Origin of the sequence: Shewanella rhizosphaerae (assembly GCF_019457655.1) — a bacterium.
GTDB classification, from domain to species: Bacteria; Pseudomonadota; Gammaproteobacteria; order Enterobacterales; family Shewanellaceae; genus Shewanella; species Shewanella loihica.
In genome coordinates, this window is record NZ_CP080420.1 from 2,010,834 (window position 1) to 2,037,499 (window position 26,666).

Annotated in this window: 22 protein-coding genes; 11 read left to right on the top strand and 11 right to left on the bottom strand. The window is 55.4% G+C overall.

Going from position 1 to position 26,666, the window contains the following annotated elements; genetic code table 11:
• The first annotated feature begins 2 nt into the window (after positions 1–2).
• Genes napA through K0I63_RS09075 form a run of 3 tightly spaced genes read left to right on the top strand, consistent with a single transcriptional unit; the run spans position 3 to position 3,581 of the window.
• Positions 3–2,492: a nitrate reductase catalytic subunit NapA gene (gene napA / locus K0I63_RS09065; RefSeq protein ID WP_220080810.1), complete on the top strand. Its 2,490-nt coding sequence runs from the start codon at positions 3–5 to the stop codon at positions 2,490–2,492.
• Between the two features lie 11 nt (positions 2,493–2,503).
• Positions 2,504–2,983, top strand: a complete 480-nt coding sequence (locus tag K0I63_RS09070; protein ID WP_011865569.1) for a nitrate reductase cytochrome c-type subunit — start codon at positions 2,504–2,506, stop codon at positions 2,981–2,983.
• Positions 2,984–2,993: 10 nt separating this feature from the next.
• A complete protein-coding gene (locus K0I63_RS09075; RefSeq protein WP_011865570.1) occupies positions 2,994–3,581 on the top strand; it encodes a cytochrome c3 family protein in 588 nt (195 codons plus the stop codon).
• Between the two features lie 100 nt (positions 3,582–3,681).
• On the opposite strand, the gene K0I63_RS09080 is transcribed toward K0I63_RS09075, so the two are convergent.
• A complete protein-coding gene (locus K0I63_RS09080; protein ID WP_220045018.1) occupies positions 3,682–4,602 on the bottom strand; it encodes a LysR family transcriptional regulator in 921 nt (306 codons plus the stop codon).
• A 301-nt stretch (positions 4,603–4,903) separates the two neighbouring features.
• On the opposite strand from K0I63_RS09080, the gene K0I63_RS09085 reads away from it, so the two are divergent.
• Positions 4,904–5,386: an excinuclease gene (locus K0I63_RS09085; RefSeq protein ID WP_220083201.1), complete on the top strand. Its 483-nt coding sequence runs from the start codon at positions 4,904–4,906 to the stop codon at positions 5,384–5,386.
• 216 nt (positions 5,387–5,602) lie between these two features.
• Here the strand turns inward: K0I63_RS09085 and ilvN are convergent, their stop codons facing one another.
• The 4 genes from ilvN to K0I63_RS09105 form a co-directional block, all read right to left on the bottom strand.
• Positions 5,603–6,097, bottom strand: a complete 495-nt coding sequence (gene ilvN / locus K0I63_RS09090; RefSeq protein WP_220083202.1) for an acetolactate synthase small subunit — start codon at positions 6,095–6,097, stop codon at positions 5,603–5,605.
• Positions 6,097–7,818 carry an acetolactate synthase 3 large subunit gene (locus K0I63_RS09095; protein WP_220083203.1) on the bottom strand — a complete coding sequence of 574 codons (1,722 nt, stop codon included), beginning with the start codon at positions 7,816–7,818 and terminating at the stop codon, positions 6,097–6,099. The genes ilvN and K0I63_RS09095 overlap by 1 nt, the downstream gene beginning before the upstream one ends.
• A 453-nt stretch (positions 7,819–8,271) precedes the next feature.
• Positions 8,272–9,495 (bottom strand): multidrug effflux MFS transporter, encoded by a 1,224-nt coding sequence (locus K0I63_RS09100; RefSeq protein ID WP_220083204.1) that lies wholly within the window; start codon positions 9,493–9,495, stop codon positions 8,272–8,274.
• Between the two features lie 204 nt (positions 9,496–9,699).
• Entirely contained in the window at positions 9,700–10,587 is an 888-nt protein-coding gene (locus K0I63_RS09105) for a class II glutamine amidotransferase (protein WP_220083205.1), read from the bottom strand.
• A 231-nt stretch (positions 10,588–10,818) separates the two neighbouring features.
• Here K0I63_RS09105 and K0I63_RS09110 point away from each other — a divergent pair, with 231 nt between their 5' ends.
• The gene (locus tag K0I63_RS09110) at positions 10,819–12,702 is read left to right on the top strand and encodes a choice-of-anchor I family protein (RefSeq protein WP_220083206.1); all 1,884 of its coding nucleotides are present in this window, start codon (positions 10,819–10,821) and stop codon (positions 12,700–12,702) included.
• 65 nt (positions 12,703–12,767) lie between these two features.
• Here the strand turns inward: K0I63_RS09110 and K0I63_RS09115 are convergent, their stop codons facing one another.
• On the bottom strand, positions 12,768–13,439 hold the full coding sequence (locus K0I63_RS09115) for a glutathione S-transferase (protein WP_220083408.1): 672 nt from the start codon (positions 13,437–13,439) through the stop codon (positions 12,768–12,770).
• Positions 13,440–13,748: 309 nt separating this feature from the next.
• Here K0I63_RS09115 and trhO point away from each other — a divergent pair, with 309 nt between their 5' ends.
• From trhO to K0I63_RS09135, 4 genes are all read left to right on the top strand, one after another.
• A complete protein-coding gene (gene trhO / locus K0I63_RS09120; protein ID WP_220058333.1) occupies positions 13,749–14,729 on the top strand; it encodes an oxygen-dependent tRNA uridine(34) hydroxylase TrhO in 981 nt (326 codons plus the stop codon).
• A 673-nt stretch (positions 14,730–15,402) separates the two neighbouring features.
• Positions 15,403–15,882, top strand: a complete 480-nt coding sequence (slyA, locus tag K0I63_RS09125; RefSeq protein ID WP_220083207.1) for a transcriptional regulator SlyA — start codon at positions 15,403–15,405, stop codon at positions 15,880–15,882.
• Positions 15,883–15,887: 5 nt separating this feature from the next.
• Positions 15,888–16,946: an HlyD family secretion protein gene (locus K0I63_RS09130; RefSeq protein WP_220083208.1), complete on the top strand. Its 1,059-nt coding sequence runs from the start codon at positions 15,888–15,890 to the stop codon at positions 16,944–16,946.
• A gap of 9 nt (positions 16,947–16,955) precedes the next feature.
• Entirely contained in the window at positions 16,956–17,984 is a 1,029-nt protein-coding gene (locus K0I63_RS09135; protein ID WP_220083209.1) for a DUF2955 domain-containing protein, read from the top strand.
• Here the strand turns inward: K0I63_RS09135 and K0I63_RS09140 are convergent.
• Positions 17,981–18,784: a slipin family protein gene (locus tag K0I63_RS09140; RefSeq protein WP_220083210.1), complete on the bottom strand. Its 804-nt coding sequence runs from the start codon at positions 18,782–18,784 to the stop codon at positions 17,981–17,983. The two genes, K0I63_RS09135 and K0I63_RS09140, sit on opposite strands and share 4 nt — an antisense overlap.
• Positions 18,785–18,793: 9 nt before the next feature.
• On the bottom strand, positions 18,794–20,293 hold the full coding sequence (locus K0I63_RS09145) for an NfeD family protein (RefSeq protein ID WP_220083211.1): 1,500 nt from the start codon (positions 20,291–20,293) through the stop codon (positions 18,794–18,796).
• A 172-nt stretch (positions 20,294–20,465) separates the two neighbouring features.
• On the opposite strand from K0I63_RS09145, the gene yegD reads away from it, so the two are divergent.
• Complete coding sequence (gene yegD / locus K0I63_RS09150) at positions 20,466–21,839, top strand: molecular chaperone (protein WP_220083212.1); 1,374 nt, start codon at positions 20,466–20,468, stop codon at positions 21,837–21,839.
• 67 nt (positions 21,840–21,906) lie between these two features.
• Positions 21,907–22,401 carry a CreA family protein gene (locus K0I63_RS09155; RefSeq protein ID WP_220083213.1) on the top strand — a complete coding sequence of 165 codons (495 nt, stop codon included), beginning with the start codon at positions 21,907–21,909 and terminating at the stop codon, positions 22,399–22,401.
• 100 nt (positions 22,402–22,501) lie between these two features.
• Here K0I63_RS09155 and K0I63_RS09160 read toward each other — a convergent pair whose 3' ends face one another.
• The 3 genes from K0I63_RS09160 to pdsR form a co-directional block, all read right to left on the bottom strand.
• Entirely contained in the window at positions 22,502–23,689 is a 1,188-nt protein-coding gene (locus tag K0I63_RS09160) for a cystathionine beta-lyase (RefSeq protein ID WP_220083214.1), read from the bottom strand.
• A 100-nt stretch (positions 23,690–23,789) separates the two neighbouring features.
• Positions 23,790–25,964 (bottom strand): proteobacterial dedicated sortase system histidine kinase, encoded by a 2,175-nt coding sequence (pdsS, locus tag K0I63_RS09165; RefSeq protein WP_220083215.1) that lies wholly within the window; start codon positions 25,962–25,964, stop codon positions 23,790–23,792.
• Between the two features lie 2 nt (positions 25,965–25,966).
• Positions 25,967–26,659 (bottom strand): proteobacterial dedicated sortase system response regulator, encoded by a 693-nt coding sequence (gene pdsR / locus K0I63_RS09170; RefSeq protein ID WP_011865589.1) that lies wholly within the window; start codon positions 26,657–26,659, stop codon positions 25,967–25,969.
• Positions 26,660–26,666: the final 7 nt, after the last annotated feature.

Below are 26,666 nucleotides of genomic sequence, written 5' to 3' on the forward strand. Positions count from 1 at the left end.
AGATGAATCGACGCGAATTTATGAAGGCAAATGCGGCCATGGCCGCTGCCTCAGTGGCTGGTTTGGCCTTGCCTGCAACGGCAAGCAACCTAATTACCAGTTCAGAGCAGACTAAACTTGAGTGGAACAAGGCGCCATGTCGTTTCTGCGGTACAGGTTGTTCGGTCATTGTCGCGACACGCGACGGCAAGGTGGTTGCGACTCACGGCGACGCCGAGAGTGAGGTAAACCGTGGCCTGAACTGTATCAAGGGTTACTTCCTGTCTAAGATCATGTACGGCAAGGATAGACTGCAGAGCCCTATGCTGCGTATGACCAACGGCAAATACGACAAGCATGGCGAATTTACCCCAGTGAGCTGGGACACTGCCTTCGATACCATGGCAGAGAAGTGGAAAGCCACCATCAAGAAGAAGGGCCCAACCGCCATCGGTATGTTCGGCTCAGGCCAGTGGACAGTATGGGAAGGCTACGCCGCCTCTAAATTGATGAAGGCCGGTTTTGGCTCAAACAACATCGACCCTAACGCCCGTCATTGTATGGCGTCTGCGGTAGGTGGCTTCATGCGTACCTTTGGTATCGATGAGCCTATGGGTTGTTACGATGACATGGAAAACGCCGATGCCTTCGTGCTCTGGGGTTCTAACATGGCTGAGATGCACCCCATTCTCTGGAGCCGTGTCACCGACCGTCGTCTGAGCGCGCCACACGTTAAGGTGTCTGTGCTATCGACCTTTACCCACAGATCTTTCGATCTGGCCGATCTCGGTATCGTCTTCACGCCGCAGACCGACCTGGCTATTCTGAACTTTATCGCCAACTACATCATTCAAAACGATGCGGTAAACTGGGATTTCGTCAACAAGCACGTTAACTTCCGCAAGGGTGAAACCGACATCGGCTATGGCCTGCGTCCAAGCCATCCGCTGCAGCAGAAAGCCAAGAACGTTAAGACGGCCGGCAAGTCTACGCCAATCGAATTTGATGCCTTCAAGGCCTTCGTTGCCGATTATGACGTGGCTTCTGTCAGCAAGCTTTCTGGCGTGCCGGAAGATAAGCTGATTGAACTGGCGAAACTCTACGCCGATCCAAATACCAAGGTGACCTCATTCTGGACCATGGGCTTCAACCAGCATACCCGTGGTGTATGGTGTAATAACCTGATTTATAACATTCACCTGCTAACAGGTAAGATCTCGACGCCGGGTAACAGCCCATTCTCGCTGACCGGTCAACCCTCTGCCTGTGGTACCGCCCGTGAAGTGGGTACCTTCTCGCATCGTCTGCCCGCAGACCTAGTGGTGAATAATCCAGAACACAGAAAGATTGCCGAAAAGATCTGGAAGATCCCAGATGGCATCATTCCGCCTAAGCCTGGTTACCATGCGGTTGAGCAGAACCGTCGCCTCAAAGATGGTGACATGAACTGTTACTGGGTGCAGGTGAACAACAACATGCAGGCCGGTCCTAACATGAACGAGGAAGGTCTACCTGGCTATCGTAACCCTGAAAACTTCATCGTAGTGTCTGATGCCTACCCAACGGTGACGACTCAGGCTGCCGACCTTATTTTGCCAACTGCCATGTGGGTGGAGAAAGAGGGCGCCTATGGTAACGCCGAGCGTCGTACCCAGTTCTGGCATCAGATGGTGAAGGCACCGGGCGAGTCTCGCTCAGATCTCTGGCAGTTGATGGAGTTTGCTAAGCGCTTCACCACAGACGAAGTTTGGCCAAAAGAGGTGCTGGCGGCGAACCCTGAGTACAAGGGCAAGACGCTGTTCCAGGTACTCTACCAGAACGGTAACGTAGATAAGTTCCCACTGGAGCAAGCCGATCCTAAGTACATGAACGATGAAGCCAAGCACTTTGGTTACTATGTTCAGAAGGGGCTGTTTGAAGAGTACGCCACCTTCGGTCGCGGTCATGGCCATGACTTGGCTGACTTCGATACCTACCATGAGGTGCACGGTCTGCGCTGGCCTGTGGTTAACGGTAAAGAGACCAAGTGGCGCTTCCGCGAAGGCAGCGACCCTTATGTGAAACCAGGTACAGGCTTCCAGTTCTACGGTAAGCCAGATGGTAAGGCGGTTATCTACGCGCTGCCTTATGAGCCTGCCGCCGAGTCGCCAGATGAAGAGTTTAACCTCTGGTTATCGACCGGTCGTGTGCTAGAGCACTGGCACTCAGGTTCTATGACCCAGCGTGTGCCCGAGCTGTACCGCGCCTTCCCGGATGCCGTCTGCTTCATGCATCCAGAAGACGCCAAGAAACGCGGCCTGCGTCGCGGTGATGAGGTGAAGGTGGTTTCTCGCCGTGGTGAGATCAAGACACGTGTCGAGACCCGTGGCCGTAACAAGCCGCCTGTCGGTCTGGTCTTTGTGCCTTGGTTCGACGCCAGCCAGCTGATTAACAAGGTGACGCTAGATGCGACGGATCCTTTGTCTAAACAGACTGACTTTAAGAAGTGCGCAGTTAAAGTAGTTAAGGCATAAGGAGAATCACCATGAAATCATTGAAACTTGTAACCTTGGCGACTCTGGTGACTCTCTCTGTCGGCGCGACCTTTAGCAGCGTGGCTGCCAGCGTGCCCGATGAGAAGGTTGCCACCCTCAGGCAGGCGCCGCTCGACACTAACCCGACGCCGCCTGTGATGCAGAAGGTGCGTAACACAGACGTTAAGCAGGTGCGTAACTATCCGATGCAGCCGCCGGTGATCCCCCATAAGATCGACGGCTATCAGATAGACCTGAAGGTGAATAAGTGTATGTCGTGCCACGCCCGTAAGCGTGTTGGCGACTCACAGGCACCTATGGTGAGTGTGACCCACTACATGGACAGGGAAAACAACTTCTTAGCGGATCTTTCTCCACGTCGCTATTTCTGTACTCAGTGCCATGTGCCACAGCTGGATGCAAAAACCTTGGTAGGTAATGACTTTATCGATATCGACCACTTGATTAAAGCTGAAGCAGCTAAGCACTAGGAGCGGCCGTATGTTAGATAAGTTGAAAAAAATCTGGCAGGTGTTAAGAAAACCCAGCGTGCATTTTAGCTTAGGTTTTCTTACCTTAGGCGGCTTCGTCGCGGGGGTGATCTTCTGGGGCGGATTCAACACCGCCCTGGAAGCCACCAACCAGGAAGCCTTCTGTATCGGCTGTCACGAGATGGAAAATAACGTGTATCAGGAGCTGAAGTCGACGATACACTTTACCAACCGCAGTGGTGTGCGTGCGACCTGTCCTGATTGTCACGTGCCTCACAACTGGACAGATAAGATTGCCCGTAAGATGCAGGCCTCGAAAGAGGTGTGGGGCAAGGTATTCGGCACCATCAACACGCGTGACAAGTTTGAGGCCAAGCGCCGCGAACTGGCAGAGCATGAATGGGCACGACTCAAGGCCAACGATTCGCTTGAATGTCGTAACTGCCACAATTTCGACTACATGGACTTTACTCGTCAATCGACACGTGCGGCCAATATGCACTCCACATCATTGGCCAGCGGCGAGAAGACCTGTATCGATTGTCATAAGGGTATTGCTCACCACTTACCTGATATGAAAGGGGTCGAAGGCTTCTAGTTAAGGCTCCTAGTTGGGCATTAGCGCTTAAGACACCATCTCCAAGTAAAAACGCCAGCATTCATCTCGCTGGCGTTTTTTTATCTTTTTTTCTCGAAGCTTAGGATTGCACCGAGTCGATGATCAGCTCCCTGAGCCAGCGGTGGCTGGGGTCGAGATCGAAATGTTTATGCCAGAGCAGCACATAGGTGCCGGGTACCATCTGTGTGGGGATCGGCAGTGATACCAGCTTAAACTGCCCCATCATCACCTTGGCGTATTTGGCGGGCGAGCAGAGGATGAGGTCGCTCTGCTCGCAGAGCTGCATGGCGCTGTTAAAATCGGTGAGGTTGACCGCGATGTCCCGCTTGAGGTGCTTCATCTGCAACACGTCATCCAGCAGCCAGTGGGAGATCCCACCGAAGGTGACCTGCAGATGGCGATACTTCAAAAAGGTACTCAGGTTCCACTCCTCTTGTAGCAGGGGATGGCCTTCGCGCACCAGACAGAGGGAGTGATCCCGGGTCAGCTCGACGAAGCGCAGGGCGCTGGGCAGGTTGTTGATATGCTGCAGCGAGCGTTCGTCCCATTCCCGGCAGGCGATGCCAAGATCGGTATCGCAGCGCAGCAGTCGCTCCATGCTCTCGCTATGCCAGGTGTGGCTGTCTAAGGTGATCTTAGGTGCCTGCTTGAGCAGCTTGGGCATGAAGCGCGGGTAGGTCAGCGAGTAGGCGGTCTCTACCAATTCGAGCCGAAAGCGTCTATGGCTCTTGGAGGGATCGAAGTCGCTGGGGCGGGTGAGGGAGGAGACCTGACTCAAGATTTGACGGATCTCCGGCCCCAGCTGCTTGGCCTTGGGTGTTGGACGCAGGCCGTGGGCGGTGCGCTCGAACAGCTGGTCGTCGAAGGAGTCTCTGAGCTTATTGAGCTGTTTGCTCACCGCAGATTGGCTCAGATGCAGACGCTCGGCGGCGGCCGTGACGCTCTGCTCCTCCAGCAACACCTCCAGCAGGGGAAGCAGGTTAAAGTCGAATGCTTTCAATGGGAATTCCGTTAGGGGATGGCGTTAACTGCTGCCATGATAGCCAGCTGGCAGGTTTTTAGGTAGCCCTATCTCAAAGTTTGCCTTTGGCTATTTACCTTTAGCCATGGAGTTGGTTATGCTCGGCGAATCCCACGGCGTATGCCTTTGGCTGTTTATGCCAAACTTGGCGTTAATCTAGCGCGCCGGGAAACAAGTTGGACGCTGACAGGACTGTCGGTCTGGTAATGTTAATGGAAGTGCTAGTGTGAACTAGTGCGCGGCGTGAGGATTAACTCATGCCAAATCAACGGAATTTGTAATGATGAAAAAGATACTGCTTGTAGGTTTGACCTCTCTGACCCTATGTTCTCCGCTGGCCTTTGCCAGAGATGATGTCGGCAACTATAACATCGCCTCGGTGCTTAATTCAGAGGCGGCCAAGGCCAAGCTGGGCAGTGATGTCAGCTTCTATTTTGGCGAGCAGGCCTATGGTGAGCCTGTGCAGAAACTGGGTGAGCTGAAGACCAACAAGAAGACCAATGCGTTTAATAAGTCAGATCAGGAAGCCTGCGAATGGGTCTTCCTGTCGGCGATGATTGCCCTGAAAAACAGCGCGCTGAAGCAGGGCGGTAACGCCATAGTGAATATTAAGTCTAACTATAAGAACAACCTGACCTCGAGCGAAGAGACCTTCCAGTGTGGCGCCGGCGCCCTGATGGCGGGTGTGGCGCTGACCGGTGAGGTGGTTAAGTTGGCCGAGAGTGCTAATTCTGAAACGGCTAATCCTGAAAGCGGTAAATAAATTGTTTAATATCCAAGGATTATTTTGAATTAGAACACTTGGATTAGGGCCCTTGGTTTAACGCACTTAAGTCGGACCCTTGGGTTAGGGCTCTTGGGTTAAAGCTCTTGTGTTAAGACTCTTGGTTTAAAGCTCTTGTATTAAGAAAGTAAAAACGCCAGCAAATGCTGGCGTTTTTTGTGAGTATTGATTAGTCGCTAACGATTGGGTATGCGCTTAGGCGCGCATCGCCTTCTCGCCGCGGCACAGACCGACAACACCTGAGCGGGAGATCTCAATCACCTTAGTCACCTCGCCGATGGCGGCGATGAAGGCATCGAGCTTATCCGAGGTGCCGGCCATCTGAATGGTATAGAGCTCAGAGGTGACATCCACTATCTGACCGCGGAAGATATCGGCGGTGCGCTTCACCTCCTCACGACCCGCGCCCTTGGCTTTCACCTTGATCAGCGCCAGCTCTCGCTCGATATGGCTGGACTCGGTAATGTTGGACACCTTGAGAATATCGATAAGCTTATGCAGCTGCTTCTCAATCTGTTCCAGCACTGCCTCGTCGGCCACTAGGGTGATGTTGAGCCTGGAGAGGGTAACATCATCTGTGGGTGCCACCGTCAGACTCTCGATGTTGTAGCCGCGCTGGGAGAAAAGGCCTACCACACGGGATAGGGCGCCGGGTTGGTTTTCGAGTAATACAGAAATAATTCGACGCATTAGCTTTTCTCCGTCTTGCTTAGCCACATTTCATTCATCCCGCCACCGCGGATCTGCATTGGGTAGACGTGCTCTGTCTCATCGACGCTGATGTCGACGAAGACCAGCTTGTCCTTCATGGCAAGGGCCTTCTCGAGCTCGGCTTCCAGCTCGGCCGGGTCGCTGATGGTCATGCCCACGTGGCCGTAGGCCTCGGCTATCTTGGCAAAGTTAGGCACTGAGTCCATGTAGGAGTGGGAGTGACGACCCGAGTAGATCATATCCTGCCACTGCTTCACCATACCGAGGAAACGGTTGTTTAAGTTGATAATTTTAACCGGCGTATCGTATTGCAGCGCGGTAGACAACTCCTGGATATTCATCTGGATTGAGCCATCGCCGGTGACGCAGATAACCGTCTCGTCCGGCTTGGCCATCTTCACCCCCATGGCGGCTGGCAAGCCAAAGCCCATGGTGCCCAGGCCGCCCGAGTTGATCCAGCGTCTTGGCTTGTTGAAGGGGTAGTAGAGGGCGGCAAACATCTGATGCTGACCCACGTCCGAGGCCACGTAGGCATCGCCATTAGTCAGCTTGTGCAGGGTCTGGATCACCTGCTGTGGCTTGATCCGCTCGCTGCTCTTGTCATAGGCCAGACTGTTGCGACTGCGCCATTGATTGATCTCGCTCCACCAGTAGTCGATGGCGCCTTCATCGTTTTTCATCGACGGCTCATCGTCAAGTAGGGCCAGCATGTCATCGAGCACGCTGTCGGCCGAGCCCACGATGGGGATATCCACCCTGACCGTCTTGGAGATAGAGGAGGGGTCGATATCGATATGCAATATCGTGGCGTTGGGGCAATATTTTTCCACATTGTTGGTGGTGCGATCGTCGAATCTTACCCCGATGCCGAAGATAAGGTCGGCGTTGTGCATCGCCATGTTGGCCTCATAACAGCCATGCATGCCTAGCATGCCGACGCTGTTGGCGTGAGTGCCGGGAAAGGCGCCCAGCCCCATTAGGGTGCTGACGACCGGCAGGCCGAGTCTATCAGACAGTTTGAGGATCTGCTGGTCTGCGCCCGAGATCACCGCGCCGCCGCCCACATAGAGTACCGGCTTCTTGGCCTTTAACAGGGCCTGCAGGCCACGGCGGATCTGTCCCTTATGGCCCGTCGTTGTCGGGTTATAGGAACGCATGTTGATCTCATCCGGATATTGGTATTCGTGCAATATCTGTGGATTGAGACAATCCTTGGGAATGTCAACCACCACAGGGCCGGGGCGACCTGTGGAGGCGATATAGAAGGCCTTTTTGATGATGGCTGGAATATCCTTGGCGTCTGTCACCAGGAAGCTGTGCTTCACCACGGGACGGGAGATGCCTATCATGTCGCATTCCTGGAAGGCATCATTACCAATTAAGTTGCTGGGAACCTGTCCCGAGAGCACGACCAGCGGAATAGAGTCCATGTAGGCGGTGGCGATCCCTGTGATGGCGTTGGTGGCGCCAGGGCCCGAGGTGACCAGCACCACACCCACCTTGCCGGTGGCGCGGGCATAGCCGTCGGCCATGTGAACGGCCGCCTGCTCGTGGCGTACGAGAATATGTTCTATACCGGATTTTTGGTGCAGGGCATCGTAAATATCGAGTACCGAGCCACCTGGATAGCCGAAAATGTGTTTAACGCCTTCATCGATTAATGATCGGACGATCATGCTGGCGCCGGAAAGTTTTTCCATTGGTGATCCCTCTTAAGTTACCGCGACGGTATGCAGTATCTTGATACAGCGACGGTAATCGCTCTAAACATAGAGTCTGGAGGGTAATCCAGACTCGCGCTTCACCCGAAAGCGGTCGGCTTGGGGTGACTGTTGCCAATGAACAGAATTTCATCATATTCAATAGATGAATGAATTCAAGCCTTTTATCAGCAAAGTTTGCCAAGTTGAGCAAAACTCACGTTCGAGGTGAGATGGGCATTGGCCGAAGTGGCGGTTTGATGGGGGGTGAGGGCCGTCATTAATCTTTAATCGGGCGATGTAGACTTTAGTCTCAGAAGGTTATTTTATGGCATCGCCGCCCAATTGAGTCATCGGGCGGCGGTTATCTTAGAGTTCAAGTTAATGGTGAGCTTGACGGTGAATCTAACGTAAGCGTGGCAAGTTAATGCGGTAATTGACGTATCAGCACCGTTAGCCCTGTCTTTGCTGTGAATGCGCCAGGAATTGGCATAGGCCGACCAGCAGCACGGCGCCAAGCATGAGCGCCGAGAAGGGCACGGCTGTCCCAGTGTAGAAGAGCGCCAACAGGGGGCCGGCCAGGGCGCCAAAGCCAAATCTCAGGGTGCCGATCACCGCCGTCGCCGTGCCGGTTTCTTGCTGAAACTTCATCAGCACTATGGCGTCGGCATTAACAGACATTACGCCCAGGAAACCCATGAAGGGGATGAGCGCCGCCACGGTAAAGTGATAGCTGAGTCCCAGCAGGTTAACGCTTAATAAAGCGATACCGGCGACGGCAGCCAGCAATGTGGCTACTTTTAGCATGCGGCGCGAGCCATACTTGACTACGATGCGGCTGTTGATCACGTTGGCCAGCATCAGGGCGCCGACATTGGTGCTAAAGAGGATGGCAAACAGGCTCTTATCCAGACCAAACACCTCCATGTAGACAAACGGTGAGGCGGTGAGGTAGCAGAAGAAGGCAAACGAGGTCATCACGCCGCTGGCGATATGTAGCTTGACGCCAGGCTTGGTAAACACCACGGCATAGGCGCCGAAGAAGGAACGTTGACTGCGGCCGCTTGTTTGCGCGTCGCTGGGCATTCTTAGCTTGGTCAGTACCAGGATAAGCAGCAAGCTGGCGTAACAGGCCAAGATGAAGAAGATCAGGTGCCATTCGCCCAGCTCGAGGATCAGGCTGCCCATGGTGGGGGCGATGAGCGGGGCCAGCATCATGATCAGGCTGACATAGGACATCCCCTTGGCGGTGTTCTTGCCATAGACCTCCTTGATGTAGCCGGGCACCACTACGGTGGCGGCGGCGCCGATGAAGGCCTGCAGGAATCTCAGCCCCAGAAATACCTCCACGCTAGTGACGAAGGCCAGCGCCAGGCTGATTAAACCAAAGCCGGTTAAGCCAAGTAATACTAAGGGGCGGCGGCCGATGCGGTCGGCGATGGGGCCGAAGGTGAGCATGCCAAGGGCATAGCCCGCTAGATAGAGACTCAGCGACTGCTGCACAGTGGTGACGCTGGAGTTGAAGCTTTCGGCCAGGGTCGACATGGCCGGCAGGTACATGTCTATCGCCAGCGGCGTGATGGCGACGATGGCCGATAACATGGGGATCAACAGGGCCAGATTGGGGATGCCCTGGGGTTGGCTAAGCTCAGATGACGGGATCGACGCTTTGTTCACTCATACCTCTTGTGACCGAATTTAAGACAATTTGTGGGGGTGATAACAGGTGATGGGGATGTTATCTGGGAGAAGAATGATTGTACGGGATCTCGCCTCGCCTTGGCCAATGCTTTATTGCGCTTAGGCTAATGCAAGGCGAGCCGATTTGTAACAAAACCTTGCTAGGCGGACTAGGCCCGCTAGCGAGTCCTCTAACTTGGGTTAAAGCTCGGACTGAAACGGTAGGTCCAGCTTGCGCTGACTCACCCGCTCGTTGCCTATGGCGCTCACCATGTGGTTGCGCTCCACCTTGGTCCAGTGCTCGCTCTGATCCGTTGGTGGCTCCGAGCAGATGATGATGCTGGCCTGTTCTGTATCCTGAACTGCTTCCGTGTGGGGGATAAATTCGATCCCCTCCAGGCATTCGTTAACCTTGCCGCGACCGAAGAAGAGGGAGGCGGGTTTGACGCCCTCAAGCGTGGCGAAACGGGTGACTACTGTGTGTTTACCATCAGTCACCGCAAAGTTGATGAAGGCGTTGGTGTCGGCACCCGCTGCCTTGCGTAGGCGCATGATGCAGGCGATGGTCGCCTCCATCGCGTTTTCCAGCTGACTCAGACTGGCCTGCTCGGCAAATTCCAGCTTGTCCATGAAGAGGGCGAAGGCATATTCAGAGTCCGTGTTACCTTTAATTAAGGCAAAGGCGCGATCCGAGAGCTGATTGAGCAGCTGACGACGAAACTTATCGAACTGATCCAGGCGGCCGTTGTGCATCCATAGGTAATGCATGCAGGAGAAGGGGTGGCAGTTGGCTTGACTCACCGGCATCCCCTTAGAGGCGTCGCGCACGTGGGCAAAATAATGCTGGGTCTCTACCTTCTCGGCAATCATCTTGAGGTTACGGTTGCTCCAGGCGGGATCCACATTGACGAAGGTCGCCGGGATAGGGTCATCCTGGGTGGGATACCAGCCCAGACCAAAGCCGTCGGCGTTGGTGGGCACCTTACGTTTCTGGGCGTATTTACTCTGCATCACCAGCGAGTTGGAGGCCTTAAAGATCAGGGGGGACATCAGCGCCTTGGGGCCGCTATAGGTTAAAAATCTGCACATGGACTCATCTATCCGAAATCATACCGACTCAAAATTTAGCGCGAATCGCGCGGGCGACAAAGGGAAATTTACGCCTCAAGCTAATTTTCCCCTTGCCTGTCGTTAAACTGTCACCTTCACGTCATGAATTCGTCTTATCTCCGCCTTAGCTTAGCGCAATTTATAGCCTATTTATCCGCCGCTTGGCGGTTCTTACTTAGGCGTACTCAGGGCAAGCAAAAGGATTCGGCAATGAATAACAAGATGAATAAAACGGCGATAGCTGTGGTCGTGGCAACTTTGGGTCTGACGGCCTGTAGCGGCGATGACGGCAAAGATGGTGCAAATGGTAGCAATGGCACAAACGGCGCGAGTAGCCTGGTTGCATTTACCCAGCTGCCTGCGGGCGACCTTGAGTGTCCACTCGGTGGACAGATGATACAGACAGGCCTGGATCTCAATGGCAATGGCGTGCTGGACAGCGATGAAGTTAACGCCGAGCAGACTCAATACCTTTGCCGTGAGACGGTATCTGGGCTTAGCGCCGAGCTGGTGGGGCGTTATGAGTCTGGCGTCTATGGTCAGAGCGCCGCGGAGATCGTCGGTTTTCATGTGGCGAGTAAACGTATCTTCGTGGTGAATGCCCAGAGTGGTATGGTGGATATCGTCGATGCGGCCAACTTAGCCGCAATCCCGGTAGCAGGCAGCGATGCCCTGGTGCTCAATAACCTGCCTAAGCAGGCTGTGCTGGATGTGGCGCAAGATCTTGGCCTGGCTCGTCTTGGCGGCGTAAATAGCCTAGCTATTTATGGCGATCTGCTGGCGGTGGCCATAGAGCGCGGCGATGAGGCGGGCAACGGCAAGCAGGGGATGGGCTATGTCGCCTTCTATCACATCGATAGCGCCGGTGAAGCAAGCCTTATCCATGGTGTCGAGGTCGGGGCACTGCCAGACAATGTCGTATTTAGCCATGATGGCAAGCAAGTATTGGTGGCCGGCGAAGGTGAGCCGAGCGATGACTACAGCGTCGATCCGCTAGGCACGGTGGCCATCATAGCTGTGACCGATGGCGTGCCGGCGACCAGCGCGACCTTACTGGATTTCAGCGACTTTAATCTAGGCGGCGCGCGCGAAGCCGAGCTGTCGAGCGATATCAAGATCAACGGCCCGGGTGCCAGCCGCGCGCAAGACTTGGAGCCTGAATATATCAGCGTATCGCCAGACGATAAGCTCGCCTATGTCAGCCTGCAGGAAAACAACGCCATCGCGGTGATCGACATTCCAAGCAAAGCGGTCAAGGCCATCTGGCCTCTGGGCTTTAAGGATTTTGGCTTAGCGAAGAACGCGATAGATGCCAGCGACAAGGATGACAGGGTCAATATTCAGGCCTATCCGGGCGTGGTTGGCTTGTATCAGCCCGATACTATTGCCAGCTACCAGTGGCATGGCAGCGACTTTGTGGTAACGGCCAACGAGGGGGACTCTCGTGACTATGGCGGCTTCTCCGAAGAGGCCCGCGCCGACGACCTCACGCTCGATGCTAACCATCCGCAGTTTGCCGCGGCCCAGGACAAAACGCAGCTGGCGCGCCTTAAGGTAACTACCTCAATGGGAGATGAAGATGGTGATGGCGACTTCGACAAGATAGTGGCCTACGGCGGTCGCTCATTCTCTATCTGGGATCAAAACGGTCAGCAGGTGTTCGACAGCGGCAGCGATTTCTCCCGCATCACGGCAGCGCTGCTGGGGATGAACTTCAACAACAATAACGAAGAGAACAAGGGCGACAGCCGCAGCGACGATAAGGGCGCCGAGCCCGAGGCGCTGGCGATTGGTGAGATTGAGGGTAAGCGCTACGCCTTCATCGGCCTGGAGCGCACCTCTGGCTTCATGATCTATGAGATCACCAACCCGTTTGCGGTGAAGTTTGTCGACTATGTGGTTAATCGTGACTTCGAGGTCGGCTTCGAGATCGATGGCAGCGACATCACAGGTTCGCCTGGGGCGGCGGGGGATCTCGGCCCAGAGGGGATGAGCTTCGTGGCCGCGGCCGACAGCCCCAACGGTAAGCCGCTGCTGATCATAGGCAATGAGGTGAGCGGCAGCACCAGCGTGTATCAGCTGTCGCTGCAGTGAAATTCGGCATAGACAGCTAAGGAAGGATAAAGGCGCCTGAGGGCGCCTTTTTTGTATGCTCCCGGTTAGTTTTCTAGCAGTGAGAAGCTCTCACCACTGTCGAGCCAGGTGGGGTATTTCTTCATGATGGCGGTAAAGACTGGGCTATCGATATGATTGGCGAGCCAGGCGCGTACTTTAGGGTAGGGAGCGTGTTGCCACCAGTTATTATCCACGTGAGCAAACTGGCGCACGAAGGGGAAGATGGCATAGTCGGCGAGGGTTGGAAGGTCTGCCATCAGCTGGGCATGTTCGTTCAGCCTGGCTTCCAGCCTGGCGATAAAGCGCTCGCCCTGGGCGCGATAGTCTTCTTGCGTCTGCTCTGGATGACGATCGGCGTACTTATACTTATCCAGCCAGGGCTTAAATTCATTGTCGTTTTCAGCGATCAGTGCCATGGCCGCTTGTTGCTGGCCAGGCTCATGGCTGAGGAGCAGCGCCGCTGTTTTCTCATCTCCCTCTTTGGCTTTCTTACCGAGCGCCCACAGCATGATCGACAGGCTCTCGTCGATGACGCTGCCATCTTCTAGGATAAGCACAGGTACAGTGCCCTTGGGGCTTGCCGCTAACATGGGCTCGGGCTTATGTTTGAGCACTATCTCTCTGAGCTCCACCTCCTGGCCAGCGAGAAAGAGGCCCAGGCGGGCGCGCATGGCATAGGGGCAGCGACGAAACGAATATAATGTGGGGTAGGCCATGGGGTCTCCTTGATTGCTGGCGCTATTCTTCATGGCTTTGCGCCAAATCGCAACCCCGAATGGCGTTTAGTGGTTATGAGTAAGCGCCCGTGCGAGGGGTAATAAAATACCCTTACTTTTTCTGCCTGTTTGTTTAACTGTGATTTAGGTAGAATTCGCCTCCATTTTGCGCGCCATGTCACTTATGGTCATGCTTAGGTTGATACTTAGGTTTATTCTCAGCTTCATGCTTGGGTTTATTCTTAGTTTGTGAGCGCGCCTATCCATGCACTGGGGATTAAGCCTCAGCGAGCAGTTTAAGAGGTTGATATGTCTCAGTTTGTAGTTTGTGCGTTATATAAGTTTGTCTCCCTGCCGGCCTTCGAAGCCCTGCAGCAGCCGTTGCTGAAGGAGATGGAATCTTTAGAGATCAAGGGAACTTTGCTGCTGGCCAGTGAAGGGATCAACGGTACGGTTGCCGGCAGTCAGGCGGGGATCGATAGTCTGCTGGCCTGGTTAGACGCCCAGCCAGGGCTGGATAATATCGTCTACAAGCTGTCATTTGACCATGAGATGCCTTTCTATCGCACTAAAGTTAAGCTGAAGAAAGAGATAGTCACCATGGGGGTCGAAGGCATAGATCCCCGTAAGGTGGTGGGCACCTATGTGAAGCCTAAGGACTGGAACAAGCTGATCTCAGATCCCGAGGTACTGCTGATCGACACCCGTAACGACTATGAGGTCAACATAGGCACCTTCAAGAATGCGGTCGACCCTAAGACCCAGACCTTCAGAGAGTTTCCCGATTATGTGAAGCAGAATCTGGATCCTAAGCAACACAAGAAGGTCGCCATGTTCTGCACCGGCGGCATTCGCTGTGAGAAATCCACTGCCTACCTCAAAGAGCAGGGGTTCGATGAGGTGTATCACCTTGAGGGCGGTGTGCTTAAGTATCTGGAAGAGGTTAAGCCCGAAGAGAGCCTCTGGGAAGGTGAGTGTTTCGTGTTCGATAATCGCGTGTCGGTTAACCATCAGCTGGAAAAGGGACAGTACGACCAGTGTAATGCCTGTCGTCTGCCTATTACCGAAGAAGACAAACAAAGCGAGCATTATGTGCAGGGCGTAAGCTGCCCACACTGCATAGACAAGTTGTCTGACAAGCAGCGCAAGCGTTTCGTCGAGCGTGAGCGTCAGGTGCAACTGGCCAAGTCACGCGGCGAGAGCCATATCGGCAGCGATGTGAAGCAAGTGATCGAGGCGCGCCGTCAGGACAAGGTCGAGCGCAAACAGCGCCAGCACCAGGAAGGCTAACTGGTCGGCTCTGATATCTGCACGATTGTTTGGGCGAAAAGCCAGAACAGCTTCTATACTTAAAGGGCTGCTAGAGATGAGTTGCATCGGGCGACCTGTCTGTTTGATGAGCAGTATTGGCGAGGATGTAGATAGCCTTTCAGTTTTTAGAGTCTGAGCCAATGTATTCAGAGTAAGAAGCAAAGGCGAGTGTTGTGTTATGCAATGCTCGCTTTTTTATTGGCTGCGTTGGGTTGACTGATTTGGGTGAGTAGAAGAGAAGTCAGTAGCTGCGTTTGAGCTAGTTGCCTTGAACCAAGTGCCGTGAAGGCTAAGACGTAAGGTCTTGACTACCGCCGACCAAATTGTCTTTTTACGCTTTACCCAGTGTCCTTTTTATCTAGGTTATATATCTCGAGAAACTCGTTATAACCTTTAATTTTTAATTGTTTAAATTAGTTTCCTTTACCTTTTCTCCTCAGTTTCTCTACCTCTCATATTCTGTTTTTATGGATAACCCAAAACTCACCTAAGTCATTATTTTCAAATTTCTTAGTGGGCGAGGGCGCCAGGCGATGCAGACCCTGGATGTAATTTATTTTCATTTCACTATTTACTTAGCCTGCTAAATAAATATAATGCTTAGCATGCTAAGTAATTTGTCGGGTGTCGCTACCCAGCAATGAGGATCAAGATGACTGCAGAAAATCGAGATTGGGCCGAATCGTCCAACGCGGAGCGAGTCGCCAGGCTCGCAAGACTATGGCGCATGGTCGCCGATGCCGAGCTTGCCCCATTGGGCTTGACCCATAGCCGCTGGAGTGTGCTTTGGAAACTCTATCGCATGGGCCAGCAGACCAGTCAGAAAGATCTGGCCGAGGCACTCGAGATAGAGTTGGCGTCCCTGATGCGCACCCTGAGTCAGCTGGAGCAGCAGGCCCTTATCGAGCGTCACTGCTGCGAGCATGACAAACGCGTACGGCGCGTCTCCCTGACCCAGGCCGGCCTGGATCTGCTGGCCTTCATCCGTCAGCGCATTATCGATCTGCGCGCCGAGCTTTATCAGGGCGTCAGCCCAGAGCAGCTCGAGGCGTTCGAATTTGTGCTCAACCGCATCAGCGAAAACGCCGTAAAGAAATTACACCCCACCGCCACAGTTAAAGAGGAAAAGTAGAAAGCATGACACCGGATCAGCAATTTGCCCGTTTAGTTAAGTTTGCCAGCATTGGCTTTATCCTGCTGTTTGGTTATTTCCTGGTGGCCGACCTTAAGATGCCGCTGACCACCCAGGCGATGGCAACGCGCACCATTACCCAGGTCGCGCCTCAGGTGAGTGGCCGAGTCGTCTCGGTACAGGTCGCCAACAACCAGAAAGTGAAGCAGGGCGATCTGCTGTTTAGCCTAGATGCTACCCCTTTCCTACTGGCCCAGGAGCAGGCCGAGTTGGCGCTGGAGCAGGCGAGACAAGATAACGCCGAGTTAGATGCGGCGATTGCCGCCGCGACTGCCGAGGTGAACGCCAAGGAGATCGCCTACGCGCTCAAGCAGCGTGAGGCCAAACGTATTCAATCACTCTATGCCAATCAGAGCGTGTCGCAGCAGATGATCGATCAGGCCCAAACTGAGGTGAAAGCCAGTCGCTCACAGTTGCTGGCCGCCAAGGCGCAGCTGGCTAAGGTACAGACCCTGAGGGGCTTACCGGGCGAGGATAACCTCAAGCTGCGTCAGGCCAAGAATCGTCTGTCTCAGGCGCGACTTGCCCTGAGTTATACCCAGATCCGCGCCGAACACGATGGTGTGGTCACCAACGTGCAGCTGGCCTCGGGCAACATGGTGAATCAGTCGACGCCTGTCATGGCGCTGCTGCTGGATAATGTGGATGTGATCGCCGATTTTCGTGAGAAGAACCTGCGCCACATCGCCCCAGGTGCGACCGCGCTGGTGGCCTTCGATGGTCGCCCGGGCGAGCTGTTTCAGGCGAGCGTCAGCAGTGTCGATGCCGGTGTGAGTCAGGCCCAGTTCGATGCCAATGGACGTCTGGCGACCCCAACCGAGTCAAACCGTTGGGTGCGAGATGCCCAGCGTTTCCGTCTTCACCTGGAGCTGGCCCCCGATGTGGCCATAACCCTGCCGGCCGGCGCCAAGGCAACCGTGCAGCTTCAGCCAAGGAATGTTATCTATGAGCTGTTTGCCAAGGTGCAGATCAAGTTCATCAGCCTGCTGCATTACATCTACTAGGGGCGAAGCGTGTTAATTCGTCATCATCCCTTAAGTGCCAACGATCTGCGCCAGTGTCTGCGTATCGCGACTGGCGCCACCTTGGGCTTTCTCAGCTGCAAGGTGCTGGAATTTAACTACGGGGTCTTCTTTACCGTTCTGCCCATGTTGATGCTGGGGATCTTGCCTAAGATGTCGCTGCATGTGGTGCGACAGGTAATGGCCTCATCCGCCATCGCCATCATAGAGGTGGCGCTGCTGGCCGAGTATTTGGGCTCGCACCCGATAGTGATGTCTATCGTCGCCTTTTTGCTGTTTCTCTATCGCTTTGCCTGCATGTCCCGTGGCAGCCTGTTTCTGTTTGGCGCCACCGGGGTAATTAGTCTAAGCATCATGCTGCACTTTGCCAGCTACCCGGATACAGATGTGACAGAGCTGGCGATCAATAACTTTATGGGTTGTGGCTTTTCCGTGCTTATCGCCTATCTGATGATGTACCTGTTTCCCGACGTCGATGCACGGGCGCCTATGGCTGCTATGCCTAAGGCGCCCCATCGCATGCGTCACGAGGCGCTGATGGGGGCGACTATCGCCACCATCTCCTTCGCCGTGTTTCAGGTGTTTGATCTGCGTGATTCTCTGGCGGCCCAGGCGACGACATTGTTGTTACTCTTTCCCATGCACTGGAACGGCGCCCTGGGTTATGCCAGACGCCGCGCCGTAGGTACCATACTCGGGGTGACCTGTGGCCTCTTGATGCAGCTGCTGCTCTATACCTGGGCCCATGAGCTGATGCTCCTGCTGCCGCTGTTCTGGTTGGTGACCCTGCTGTTTAGTCAGGCTCATGTGACCGAGGCGATGGGCTCTGGGGTGGGATTCGGCGCCATGACCACCATGGGTGCCCTCTATGGGCAAAACCTGACGCCGGCGAACGATCTCATCTACAGCAGCCTCTATCGCGGCGCGAGTATCTTAGGCGCCATAGTGCTTACTCTGATGGCCTGTTACCTGGTGCATCTGCTGCTTAACCGCTTCGAGGCCACCCGTTTCGGCCATTAGTCTTCCGTTTTCTTTGCCGGGGTCTCCTCCTGGTCGCTAACCCGGTTTAGCACCCCCTTGAGGAGATCCATCGGCAGGGGGAAGAGGATGGTCGAATTCTTCTCGCCGGCGATCTCTGTCAGGGTCTGCAGGTAACGCAGCAAGATGGCGTTGGGCGATTTTTTCAGGTTCTGCGCCGCTTCTACCAGCTTGGCCGAGGCCTCCATCTCGCCCGAGGCGTGGATCACCTTGGCGCGACGAATACGCTCTGCTTCCGCCTGTCTGGCGATGGCGCGCACCATGGTCTCGTTGAGATCCACATGTTTTATCTCCACGTTAGAGACCTTGATCCCCCAGCCGTCGGTGCGGCTGTCGAGGATCGACTGAATGTCTGTGTTGAGCATGTCGCGATTGGCTAGCATCTCATCCAGCTCATGTTGCCCGAGTACCGAGCGCAGCGTGGTCTGCGCCAGCTGTGAGGTGGCCTGCAGAAAATCCTCCACATTGATGATCGCCTTCTGGGCGTCTATCACCCGAAAATAGATCACCGCATTGACCTGCACCGAGACGTTGTCGCGGCTGATCACATCCTGAGTCGGTACATCCATCACCACGGTGCGCAGATCCACCCGCACCATCTGTTGCACCAGGGGGATCACTATGATGAGGCCAGGGCCCTTGACCCGGTAGAAGCGGCCCAGCATGAAGATCACGCCGCGTTCATATTCCCGCAGGATCTTGAAGGTGCTGATCAGCAGTGACACCAGCAGGAAGACGAGGGCGACGAAGAACAGCTGGGTATTGTAGGCTAAGGCTTGCATATCAACCTCCTAAGGATTGTCTGATTCGGGCAGCGTCTCCGCTGGGGTGACGATCAGGGTAAGCTTGTCGCGCCCAAGTACGATAACCGTCTCACCCGTCTGGGTCTGGGTATCGGATCTGGCCTGCCAACACTCGCCGCCCAGGGTGACCAGGCCGTACTTCTCGAAGCCTTTTACCACCTTAGCACTGGCGCCGATGAGCAGATCGTCGCCGCTGACGTTGGCAGCCTTGCGCGCCTTCCACAGGCTGGAGAGCACCCAGAGAGAGAAACCCGACGCGGTAACCGTCACCGCGGCAATCAGCGGCAGTGAGATGGAGAGATCGCCGCCCTCGGCATCGATAAGAAACAGCGAGCCCAGGGCGAAGGCCGCGATACCACCCAGGCCCAAAATGCCGAAGCTGGGCACCATGGACTCGGCGACGATAAGGGCTATGCCCAGCAGGATAAGTCCAAGTCCGGCGTAGTTGACCGGCAGCAGCTGAAAGGCGTAGAGGGCGACCAAGAGGGCGATACCGCCGGTGACACCGGCGACGCCTATGCCAGGGCTGTAAAACTCAAGCAGCAGACCATAGATACCGATCAACATCAGGATATAGGCGATATTGGGATCGGTTATGGTGGCGATAACGCGATTGCGCCAGCTCTGCTGATGGGGAGCCAGATTCGCCCCTGTCAGGGACAGGCGCTTAGCCTTGCCATCCACCACCACGCTGAAGCCTTCGAGCTTGGCAACCAACTCTTGTGGATCGGCCGCTATCAGGTCGATCACATTCTGGGCCAGCGCCTCATCTGAGGTGAGGGTAGCGGCATCGATGACCGCACGCTCGGCAAACTCGACGTTACGCCCCCTCAGGTTAGCCAGGGAGCGAATATAGGCCACCGCATCGTTGAGCACCTTGTGGGCCATGGCATCCTTGTTGTCCTTTGGCGTTGACTCGGGAGGAGACTGACCCATGCCATCCTTTTGTGCTGCCTTATCCTGGGAGCCAGATTCTTTGGGATCAGAGCCAGAACCTGAACCGGAACCAGAACCAGAGTCTTGAGGTGATGAGGGCATGCCCAGCTGCACTGGCGTCGCCGCGCCTAGCGTGGTGGTGGGGGCCATGGCGGCGATATGGCAGGCATAGAGCATATAGGTGCCGGCGCTCATCGCCCTGGCGCCTGGCGGGGCTACCAGACAGGCGATTGGGATCTTGGATGCAAGGATCGCCTGATTGATGCTTCTGAGACTCGTGACCAGCCCCCCGGGGGTATCTAGCACTATCATGATAAGCTCGGGTCGCTGCTCAGCGGGCAGGCGATTGGCGTGCTCTATCTCCTCACTTAAGTATTCGCCTATGGCAGGGCCTATGGCGCCGCTAAATTGCAGCAGGGGGATGGGTTGGGGCGTGGTTTGCTGCGCGGACTCACTGTTTTCCTCTGCGGCCGACACGCTCTTACCCAGGCTCAGCGCGATTAGCAAGAGCAGGAGGATAACACTCAGTGAACGTCGGTTTAAGCAGTGCATAACGACTCCCAATATCCCTTTAAGTTTAGTCGATTTCCCATAGTCAATATTTGTGTGAGCATTTGTAAGAGCTTTTGTAGGCGCTTGGGTGGTGGGTATTTGAGTCGGCCGCTTGTCTTTTATGGTGAGTGTGTTATTTTGCTCGGCTTTTTCATGGGCGGGAGCGCTTTGCATGTTTGTTGGATTCGATTATGGCAGCGCCAACTGCGCCGTCGGCATTATGGATGGGGAAAGGGTGCAGCTGTTGCCCCTGGCGGGGGACTCTCACTACCTAGTATCGACCCTGTATGCCTTCGACCGTGAGCTGATTGCCGAGGCCGTCTATCAGCAGCTAGCTGGTGAATTGAAGGCCGATTATGCCAAGCTACGCTCGGCGCAGCTGAGCCGGGCCCGTCATGCCCGTCAGGCGCTGGATCTCGACGGCGATGAGCAGGCGGTGTTTGTCGGTGAACAGGCGGTGGCCCATTATCTTGAGATGCCCGAAGAGGGCTTCTATGTGCGCTCGCCCAAGTCTTTCCTGGGCGCAACCGGTCTACGAGCGGATCAAATAGCCCTGTTTGAAGATATCGTCACCCTGATGATGATGCATATTAAGACCTTAGCGGATAAGCAGTTGGGCGCTAAGGGAAGAGCCACCCACGCGGTGATCGGTCGCCCGGTCAACTTTCAGGGGATAGGCGGCGAGGAGAGCAATCGTCAGGCCGAAGCCATCCTGGCGCTGGCGGCTAAACGCGCGGGTTTCATCGAGGTAAGTTTCCTGTTCGAGCCCTTGGCGGCGGGGATGGATTTCGAGGCTAGCCTGACCCAGGACAAGACAGTGCTGGTGGTCGATGTGGGCGGCGGCACCACTGACTGCTCTGTGGTGAAGATGGGGCCATCTCATATCGCTAAGGCGGATCGCAGTGAGGATTTTCTCGGCCACAGCGGCCAGCGTATCGGCGGTAACGATCTGGATATCGCCCTGGCGATGAAGGCCTTCATGCCCCACCTTGGGCTGGGGTCTCAGATGGTCAATGGCCTACCAGTGCCCAGCCAACCCTTCTGGAATGCGGTAGCGGTCAACGACATCAGCGCCCAGCGTGACTTTGCCAGCCTGACCAGCCGCAAGATGATTGAGGAGCTGATAAAGGATGCCGAGCGGGCGGATCTGTTGTCGCGCCTGCTCAAGGTGCAACGGGATCAGCTCGGCTATCGATTGGTACGCAGCGCCGAGGGCGCGAAAATTGCCCTGTCAGATGATGCCGCCACTCAGGCGAGTCTGGATTATGTCGATGCTGTGCTGGTTGCCGAAGTCGATCAGCAAGGTTTCGTTGATGCAATCGCTCAGCCTGTGGGCTTGATCCAGTCCTTAATGGCTGAGGCAATGGCTAAAGCGACGGATAAGGCACAGGCCGATATTATCTATGTCACCGGCGGTACGGCCAAGAGCCCGGCGATTTACCAAAAGATTGCCCAGATGTATCCTGAGACTGAGATAGTGGTCGGTGACCACTTTGGCAGTGTGACCGCCGGACTAACCCGCTGGGCGCAGAAGGTATTTGGCTAACGCAATAAGGTGTTAGGGCGTCAAGGCAATAAGACCACAAAACAACGAGACAACAAGGCAAAAAGGAATGAAGATGAAAGCTTGGATTGGAATCATGTTTGTTGCAGCAACAAGCCTGCTGACCGGCTGCGGTGATGATGTGGGCAAGGTGAGCCTGGGGCTCTTTACCACCAAGGATGTGATCATCGAGGCCAGGCAAGATCCTAAGATCCCCGGCGTGACCTGTCACATCAGTCGTATCGAGGCGAATCTGGACTTTGCCGATCCGTCGGATATGGGGATCGCCTGTCGTCAGACAGGGCCTATTTTGCCTGCGGATCTCGCCAATATCGACAAGAGCCACGGCGGCGAGGTGGTGTTTAAGGCTTCACTGAGTATCTTGTTCAAATCTCTCAAGGTGAGACGCATCTATGACGCCGACAGCCAGACGCTGATCTATCTCTCATACTCCACCAAGGAGACAGATGGCAGCCATAAGCACAGCCTGTCGACCGTGCCCCTGTATGGCACGCAGGCCTGGCAAGCGCCTGCGGCGCAAAACGAAGCGCCAGCGACTCACTAGCGTGAATCGGAAAAACCTGCAGGTAATTAAAACAAAGAAAACGCCGTCATCTGACGGCGTTTTTTTTATGGGGGATCCTTAAGCTTATTCAGGTGAGGCGCTAGTCGCTCTGGCCATCCAATACCGCGTTGTAGCGGGCGAAGCCGGCCTCGAGATCTTTGATGAGATCTTCAGGATTTTCCAGGCCCACATGCAAGCGGATCAGCGGCTTGCTGCTGTCCCACTGGGTGGCGGTGCGCAGTTTGTCGATACCGAAGACCCCCAAGATCAGGCTCTCGTAGCCACCCCAGGAGAAGCCCATCTTGAAGTGGTCCATGCCTTCGACGAAGGCGGTGATCGCCTTGATATTGCCGCGTTTGAGCACGAAGGAGAAGAGGCCGTTGGAGGCGCTGAAATCCCGCTTGAAGAACTCATGTCCTGGGCAGGAGTCAAAGGCGGGGTGGCGCAGATGATCCACCTCTGGGCGTGTGGCCAGCCAGTTGGCGACCTCTAGTCCATTCTTCTCATGCTGGGCCATGCGTACTCCCAGGGTGCGCAGGCCGCGACTGGCGAGATAGATATCATCCGCCGAGGTACACTGGCCCATGAGGTAGCTGTTTTCCCTGAGCTGGTCCCAATGAGCCTGGTTGGCGGTGGCGGTTCCCAGCATCACATCCGAGTGACCGACGATATATTTGGTCGCCGCCTGGATCGAAATATCCACCCCCAGATCGAAGGGGCGGCAGTTGATGGGTGAGGCCCAGGTGTTATCCAGCATGACCACCAGATTGTGGCGATGGGCGATGGCGCTCAGGGTCGGCACGTCCTGCACTTCTAGCGTGATGGAGCCGGGAGATTCGAGAAACAGTACCTTGGTATTGGGGCGGATAAGCGCCTCTATGCCATCACCTATGAGGGGATCATAGTAAGTGGTCTCTATGCCGAAGCCCTTGAGCAGCTTGTCGCACAGATCCCGAGTGGGTTCATAGGCGGTATCGACCATCAGCAGATGATCGCCAGCCTTGAGGAAGGAGAGCAGGGCGCCTGAGATGGCCGCCGAACCTGAAGGGTAGAGGGCGGTGCCTACGCCGCCTTCGAGTTCGGCGATGGCCGCCTGGAAGGCAAAGTGGGTTGGGGTACCGCGACGACCATAAAACATCTCGCCGTTGGCGCGGTTCTTGGTGGCATGACGCATATCCTCTATGGTGTCGAACACCACGGTGGAGGCGCGAAATACCGGCGGGTTGATCACTCCCTTGCTCCATTTCTTGTCCCGGCCGACGCTGACTATCTTGGTCTCTCTTTTCATCCCATACTCTCGTGTTGGCAACTCAATGCAGCCATCTTAACATCTATACGGCTAAATGAAAGTGAGATTTATTGGAGTGGTTGCCCTTTTAGCGTGGAGGCTATTGCGCCTCCAGCGGCAGACGGATATGGATAACCACGCCGGTGGCCTGACCATCCTGCATCAAGTTTTCGGCGCGTATACTGCCCTTATGAAAATCGGTGATCAAGCGGGCGATGTAGAGGCCGAGACCCAGGTGAGGCTTGTCCTGCGCCTTCTGGGCGCGCACAGACACCATGGACTCGAAGATCTGCTCGCCCATGTTGGCGGGCAGCGAAGGCCCCAGGTTACTCACGCTCAGCAGCGCCTGACGGCCCTTGGCCTTGAGTGACACCTTAATCGGCGTATCGCTCTGGCTGAACTCGATGGCGTTGGCGATCAGCTTGTCCATCAACTGGGCAATATACTCGGGCACCCCGCGCATGGTCATGGGGTCTTTGTCTATCTCCAGCTCAAATACCTGATTGGCATAGGTCATCTGATAGCCCTGCATACAACCTGAGATCACCTTGGAGAGGGGGAAGTTGTCCACCTCGGCGTCGGTCAGTGCCTCTTCGAGACGGGTCGCCTCGCTCATGTTGTTGAGGATCATGTTGAGGCGGCTCACCCCTTCGTGGGCGCGATCAACATATTTTTGATGTTGCGGCGGCAGATCCTGACTGTTGAGGTGCTCGAGGGACGAGCGCACCACGGCGACCGGGGTGCGCAGCTCATGACCGAGGCGCGACGACATGTTCTCCAGATAGTGGGTATATTGGCTCAGTCGGCCGACTATGCTGGCAAAACTACGGCTGAGATCGCCTATCTCGTCGCGCACCTTAGAGCCGACAATCGCCTTTCTGATCCGCCCCTGGCTGTCGATCGCTTGCTCGGCATCGTCCCTCAGCTTACGGATGCGGCTGGAGATGCTGGAGGCGAAGAAGAAGAGTGCCAGGGTGCCCATGCTCATCACGGTCAGGATCACGTTAAACAGCTTCTCCAGCGCCTTGTTGCGCAGGGTGCGAATGCCGTGGGTAGTCTCCTCGGCGATCACTACGCCCATCACGGTTTCGTCTATCCAGATGGGGCTGGCGGCGGCGAGGATCACCGCCTTGCCATCTGGGCTGAGGCGCCAGGTAGAGCCAAACTGACCTGCCAGGGCCTTACGGATATGGCTACCCTCCAGCACGGTAGAGTCTTTGAGCGAGTCGACGAAATGCTTAGGCGGCGTGGTCAGAATGCGATAGTAGAGCGGGTGCAGGAACTGCTGCTTGAAGCGGCCCCAGAAGGTGTCGGGTGTCTGCTCGGTTGCCGTCTGCGCCCACACATTGGTGCTGCTGTAGATATCGCCGGATTTTGCCAGTACCCGGCCGTGGCGATCCACCACCCAGATCCGTGAGCTGTTGTGACTCATCCCCTTGATGATGCTTTCGATCTCTGGCGAAGGCACCAAAACAGTCCCCAGCTTGGTAACATCATCCGTGGCCGAGGTGCCGACGATCGCCTCGACGTTACGCGTCTTTCTGTCGTTAACATCGACGATGGCAAAGCCCAGCTTGCTGCCCACCATCTCAAGCGGCATCCTCAGCTCAATGTTGTAGCCTTTATCTGTCTTCAGCCACTTGCCCTGAATGCGTACCTCTGGAGTAACGGGTTGTGACTTGCGGGGATCGGCGGGCAGCTCGAAGGCGCTGATCCAGCCGTCACGTATGGTGGCGACGATGTAACGGCGAAACTGGCCGTCGGGCGCCAGGGTGGCGATGGCCAGATGATCGTTGTTGTCGATGCGCAGGCTGTTGGTGCCGCGGTAGATCACCTTAGGATCTGTCACCTCGAAATAGCCATAGAGGTAGCCGGCATACTTGCCCACCATATGGGTGAAACTGACGTTGAGGGGCTTGCCGTCATCGGCCTTAAACAGCTGGTGATCGGCGCCGTAGGTCACCGCGCGGTGGCGGTTAGAGGCCCATTCGCCCAGCTTGCCATCCAGATGGATAGGGCCGGTTAAGGGATAGGCGTAAAGATCCCGCCCCTTTTTTACCTGTGACAAGAAGCTCGCCTGCTTGTCGAACAGCTTGGGGCGTTCATGCAGGGCGGTGGCTAACGCCTGGGTGGTGCCTTCAAGAGTCTTTTCCTGGCCGTGGCGCAGGTATTTTTCCATCTCCCACACATATTGATAGCCCAGCCAAGGCAGGCAGAGCAGGAACAGAGAGAGTACTGCGACCTTAGTACGCAGGCCGATGGGCAGATTAAACATGCTTAGTCTTGGGTATCCCAGCGGTAGCCCATGCCGTAGACGGTATCGATGCAATCGAATTCTGGGTCTTGGCTGATAAATTTCTTACGGATCCGCTTCACGTGGGAGGTGATGGTGCTGTCATCCACATAGATCTTGGCGTCCTGCATCAGCGCCTGACGGCTACGTACATGGCCTGGGCGTTTGGCCAAGGCGTGCACCATCCAAAATTCGGTCACCGTCAGCTCGATAGGCTGCTGCTTCCAGTAGACCTGGATGCGGTTGACATCTATGGTCAGGTTACCGTGCTCGATCATGCCATCTTGTGGGTTGGCACCATTTTGGATGTCCGAGCGTCGAAATAGCGCCGCGAGGCGGGCGATCAGGTGGGGGAAGCTGACATCTTTGCTCAGATAGTCGTCGGCGCCCAGTCTCAGGCCGCAGACGGTGTCGAAGTCACTGTCTCTGGCGGTCAGAAAGATGATAGGCAGGGTGTTCGACATGGCTCTGAGTGACTGGCACAGGGTAAAGCCACCATCTATCTCATCTTCCAGGCCTATGTCGATGATTGCTAAATCGGGCAGACGCGTGTTGAAGGCCTCCATGGCGCTGGGGCGGTTGGCGTATGCCTGCACAAAGTAGCCTTGCTGTTGCAGCACCTCTTTGTAGTTTTCGCGGATAGCCGCCTCATCTTCCACTATTGCAATACGCTTCATGATCCAT

Bases quoted from the DNA above. Each gene is read 5' to 3' on its own strand.
- yegD (WP_220083212.1), top strand. From the start codon at position 20,466: ATGTTTGTTGGATTCGATTATGGCAGCGCCAACTGCGCCGTCGGCATT.
- pdsR (WP_011865589.1), bottom strand. From the start codon at position 26,659: ATGAAGCGTATTGCAATAGTGGAAGATGAGGCGGCTATCCGCGAAAAC.
- napA (WP_220080810.1), top strand. From the start codon at position 3: ATGAATCGACGCGAATTTATGAAGGCAAATGCGGCCATGGCCGCTGCC.
- K0I63_RS09130 (WP_220083208.1), top strand. From the start codon at position 15,888: ATGACACCGGATCAGCAATTTGCCCGTTTAGTTAAGTTTGCCAGCATT.
- K0I63_RS09160 (WP_220083214.1), bottom strand. From the start codon at position 23,689: ATGAAAAGAGAGACCAAGATAGTCAGCGTCGGCCGGGACAAGAAATGG.
- slyA (WP_220083207.1), top strand. From the start codon at position 15,403: ATGACTGCAGAAAATCGAGATTGGGCCGAATCGTCCAACGCGGAGCGA.
- K0I63_RS09115 (WP_220083408.1), bottom strand. From the start codon at position 13,439: ATGGCCTACCCCACATTATATTCGTTTCGTCGCTGCCCCTATGCCATG.
- trhO (WP_220058333.1), top strand. From the start codon at position 13,749: ATGTCTCAGTTTGTAGTTTGTGCGTTATATAAGTTTGTCTCCCTGCCG.
- pdsS (WP_220083215.1), bottom strand. From the start codon at position 25,964: ATGTTTAATCTGCCCATCGGCCTGCGTACTAAGGTCGCAGTACTCTCT.
- K0I63_RS09075 (WP_011865570.1), top strand. From the start codon at position 2,994: ATGTTAGATAAGTTGAAAAAAATCTGGCAGGTGTTAAGAAAACCCAGC.
- K0I63_RS09105 (WP_220083205.1), bottom strand. From the start codon at position 10,587: ATGTGCAGATTTTTAACCTATAGCGGCCCCAAGGCGCTGATGTCCCCC.
- K0I63_RS09145 (WP_220083211.1), bottom strand. From the start codon at position 20,293: ATGCACTGCTTAAACCGACGTTCACTGAGTGTTATCCTCCTGCTCTTG.
- K0I63_RS09140 (WP_220083210.1), bottom strand. From the start codon at position 18,784: ATGCAAGCCTTAGCCTACAATACCCAGCTGTTCTTCGTCGCCCTCGTC.
- K0I63_RS09155 (WP_220083213.1), top strand. From the start codon at position 21,907: ATGAAGATGAAAGCTTGGATTGGAATCATGTTTGTTGCAGCAACAAGC.
- K0I63_RS09085 (WP_220083201.1), top strand. From the start codon at position 4,904: ATGATGAAAAAGATACTGCTTGTAGGTTTGACCTCTCTGACCCTATGT.
- K0I63_RS09110 (WP_220083206.1), top strand. From the start codon at position 10,819: ATGAATAACAAGATGAATAAAACGGCGATAGCTGTGGTCGTGGCAACT.
- ilvN (WP_220083202.1), bottom strand. From the start codon at position 6,097: ATGCGTCGAATTATTTCTGTATTACTCGAAAACCAACCCGGCGCCCTA.
- K0I63_RS09095 (WP_220083203.1), bottom strand. From the start codon at position 7,818: ATGGAAAAACTTTCCGGCGCCAGCATGATCGTCCGATCATTAATCGAT.
- K0I63_RS09070 (WP_011865569.1), top strand. From the start codon at position 2,504: ATGAAATCATTGAAACTTGTAACCTTGGCGACTCTGGTGACTCTCTCT.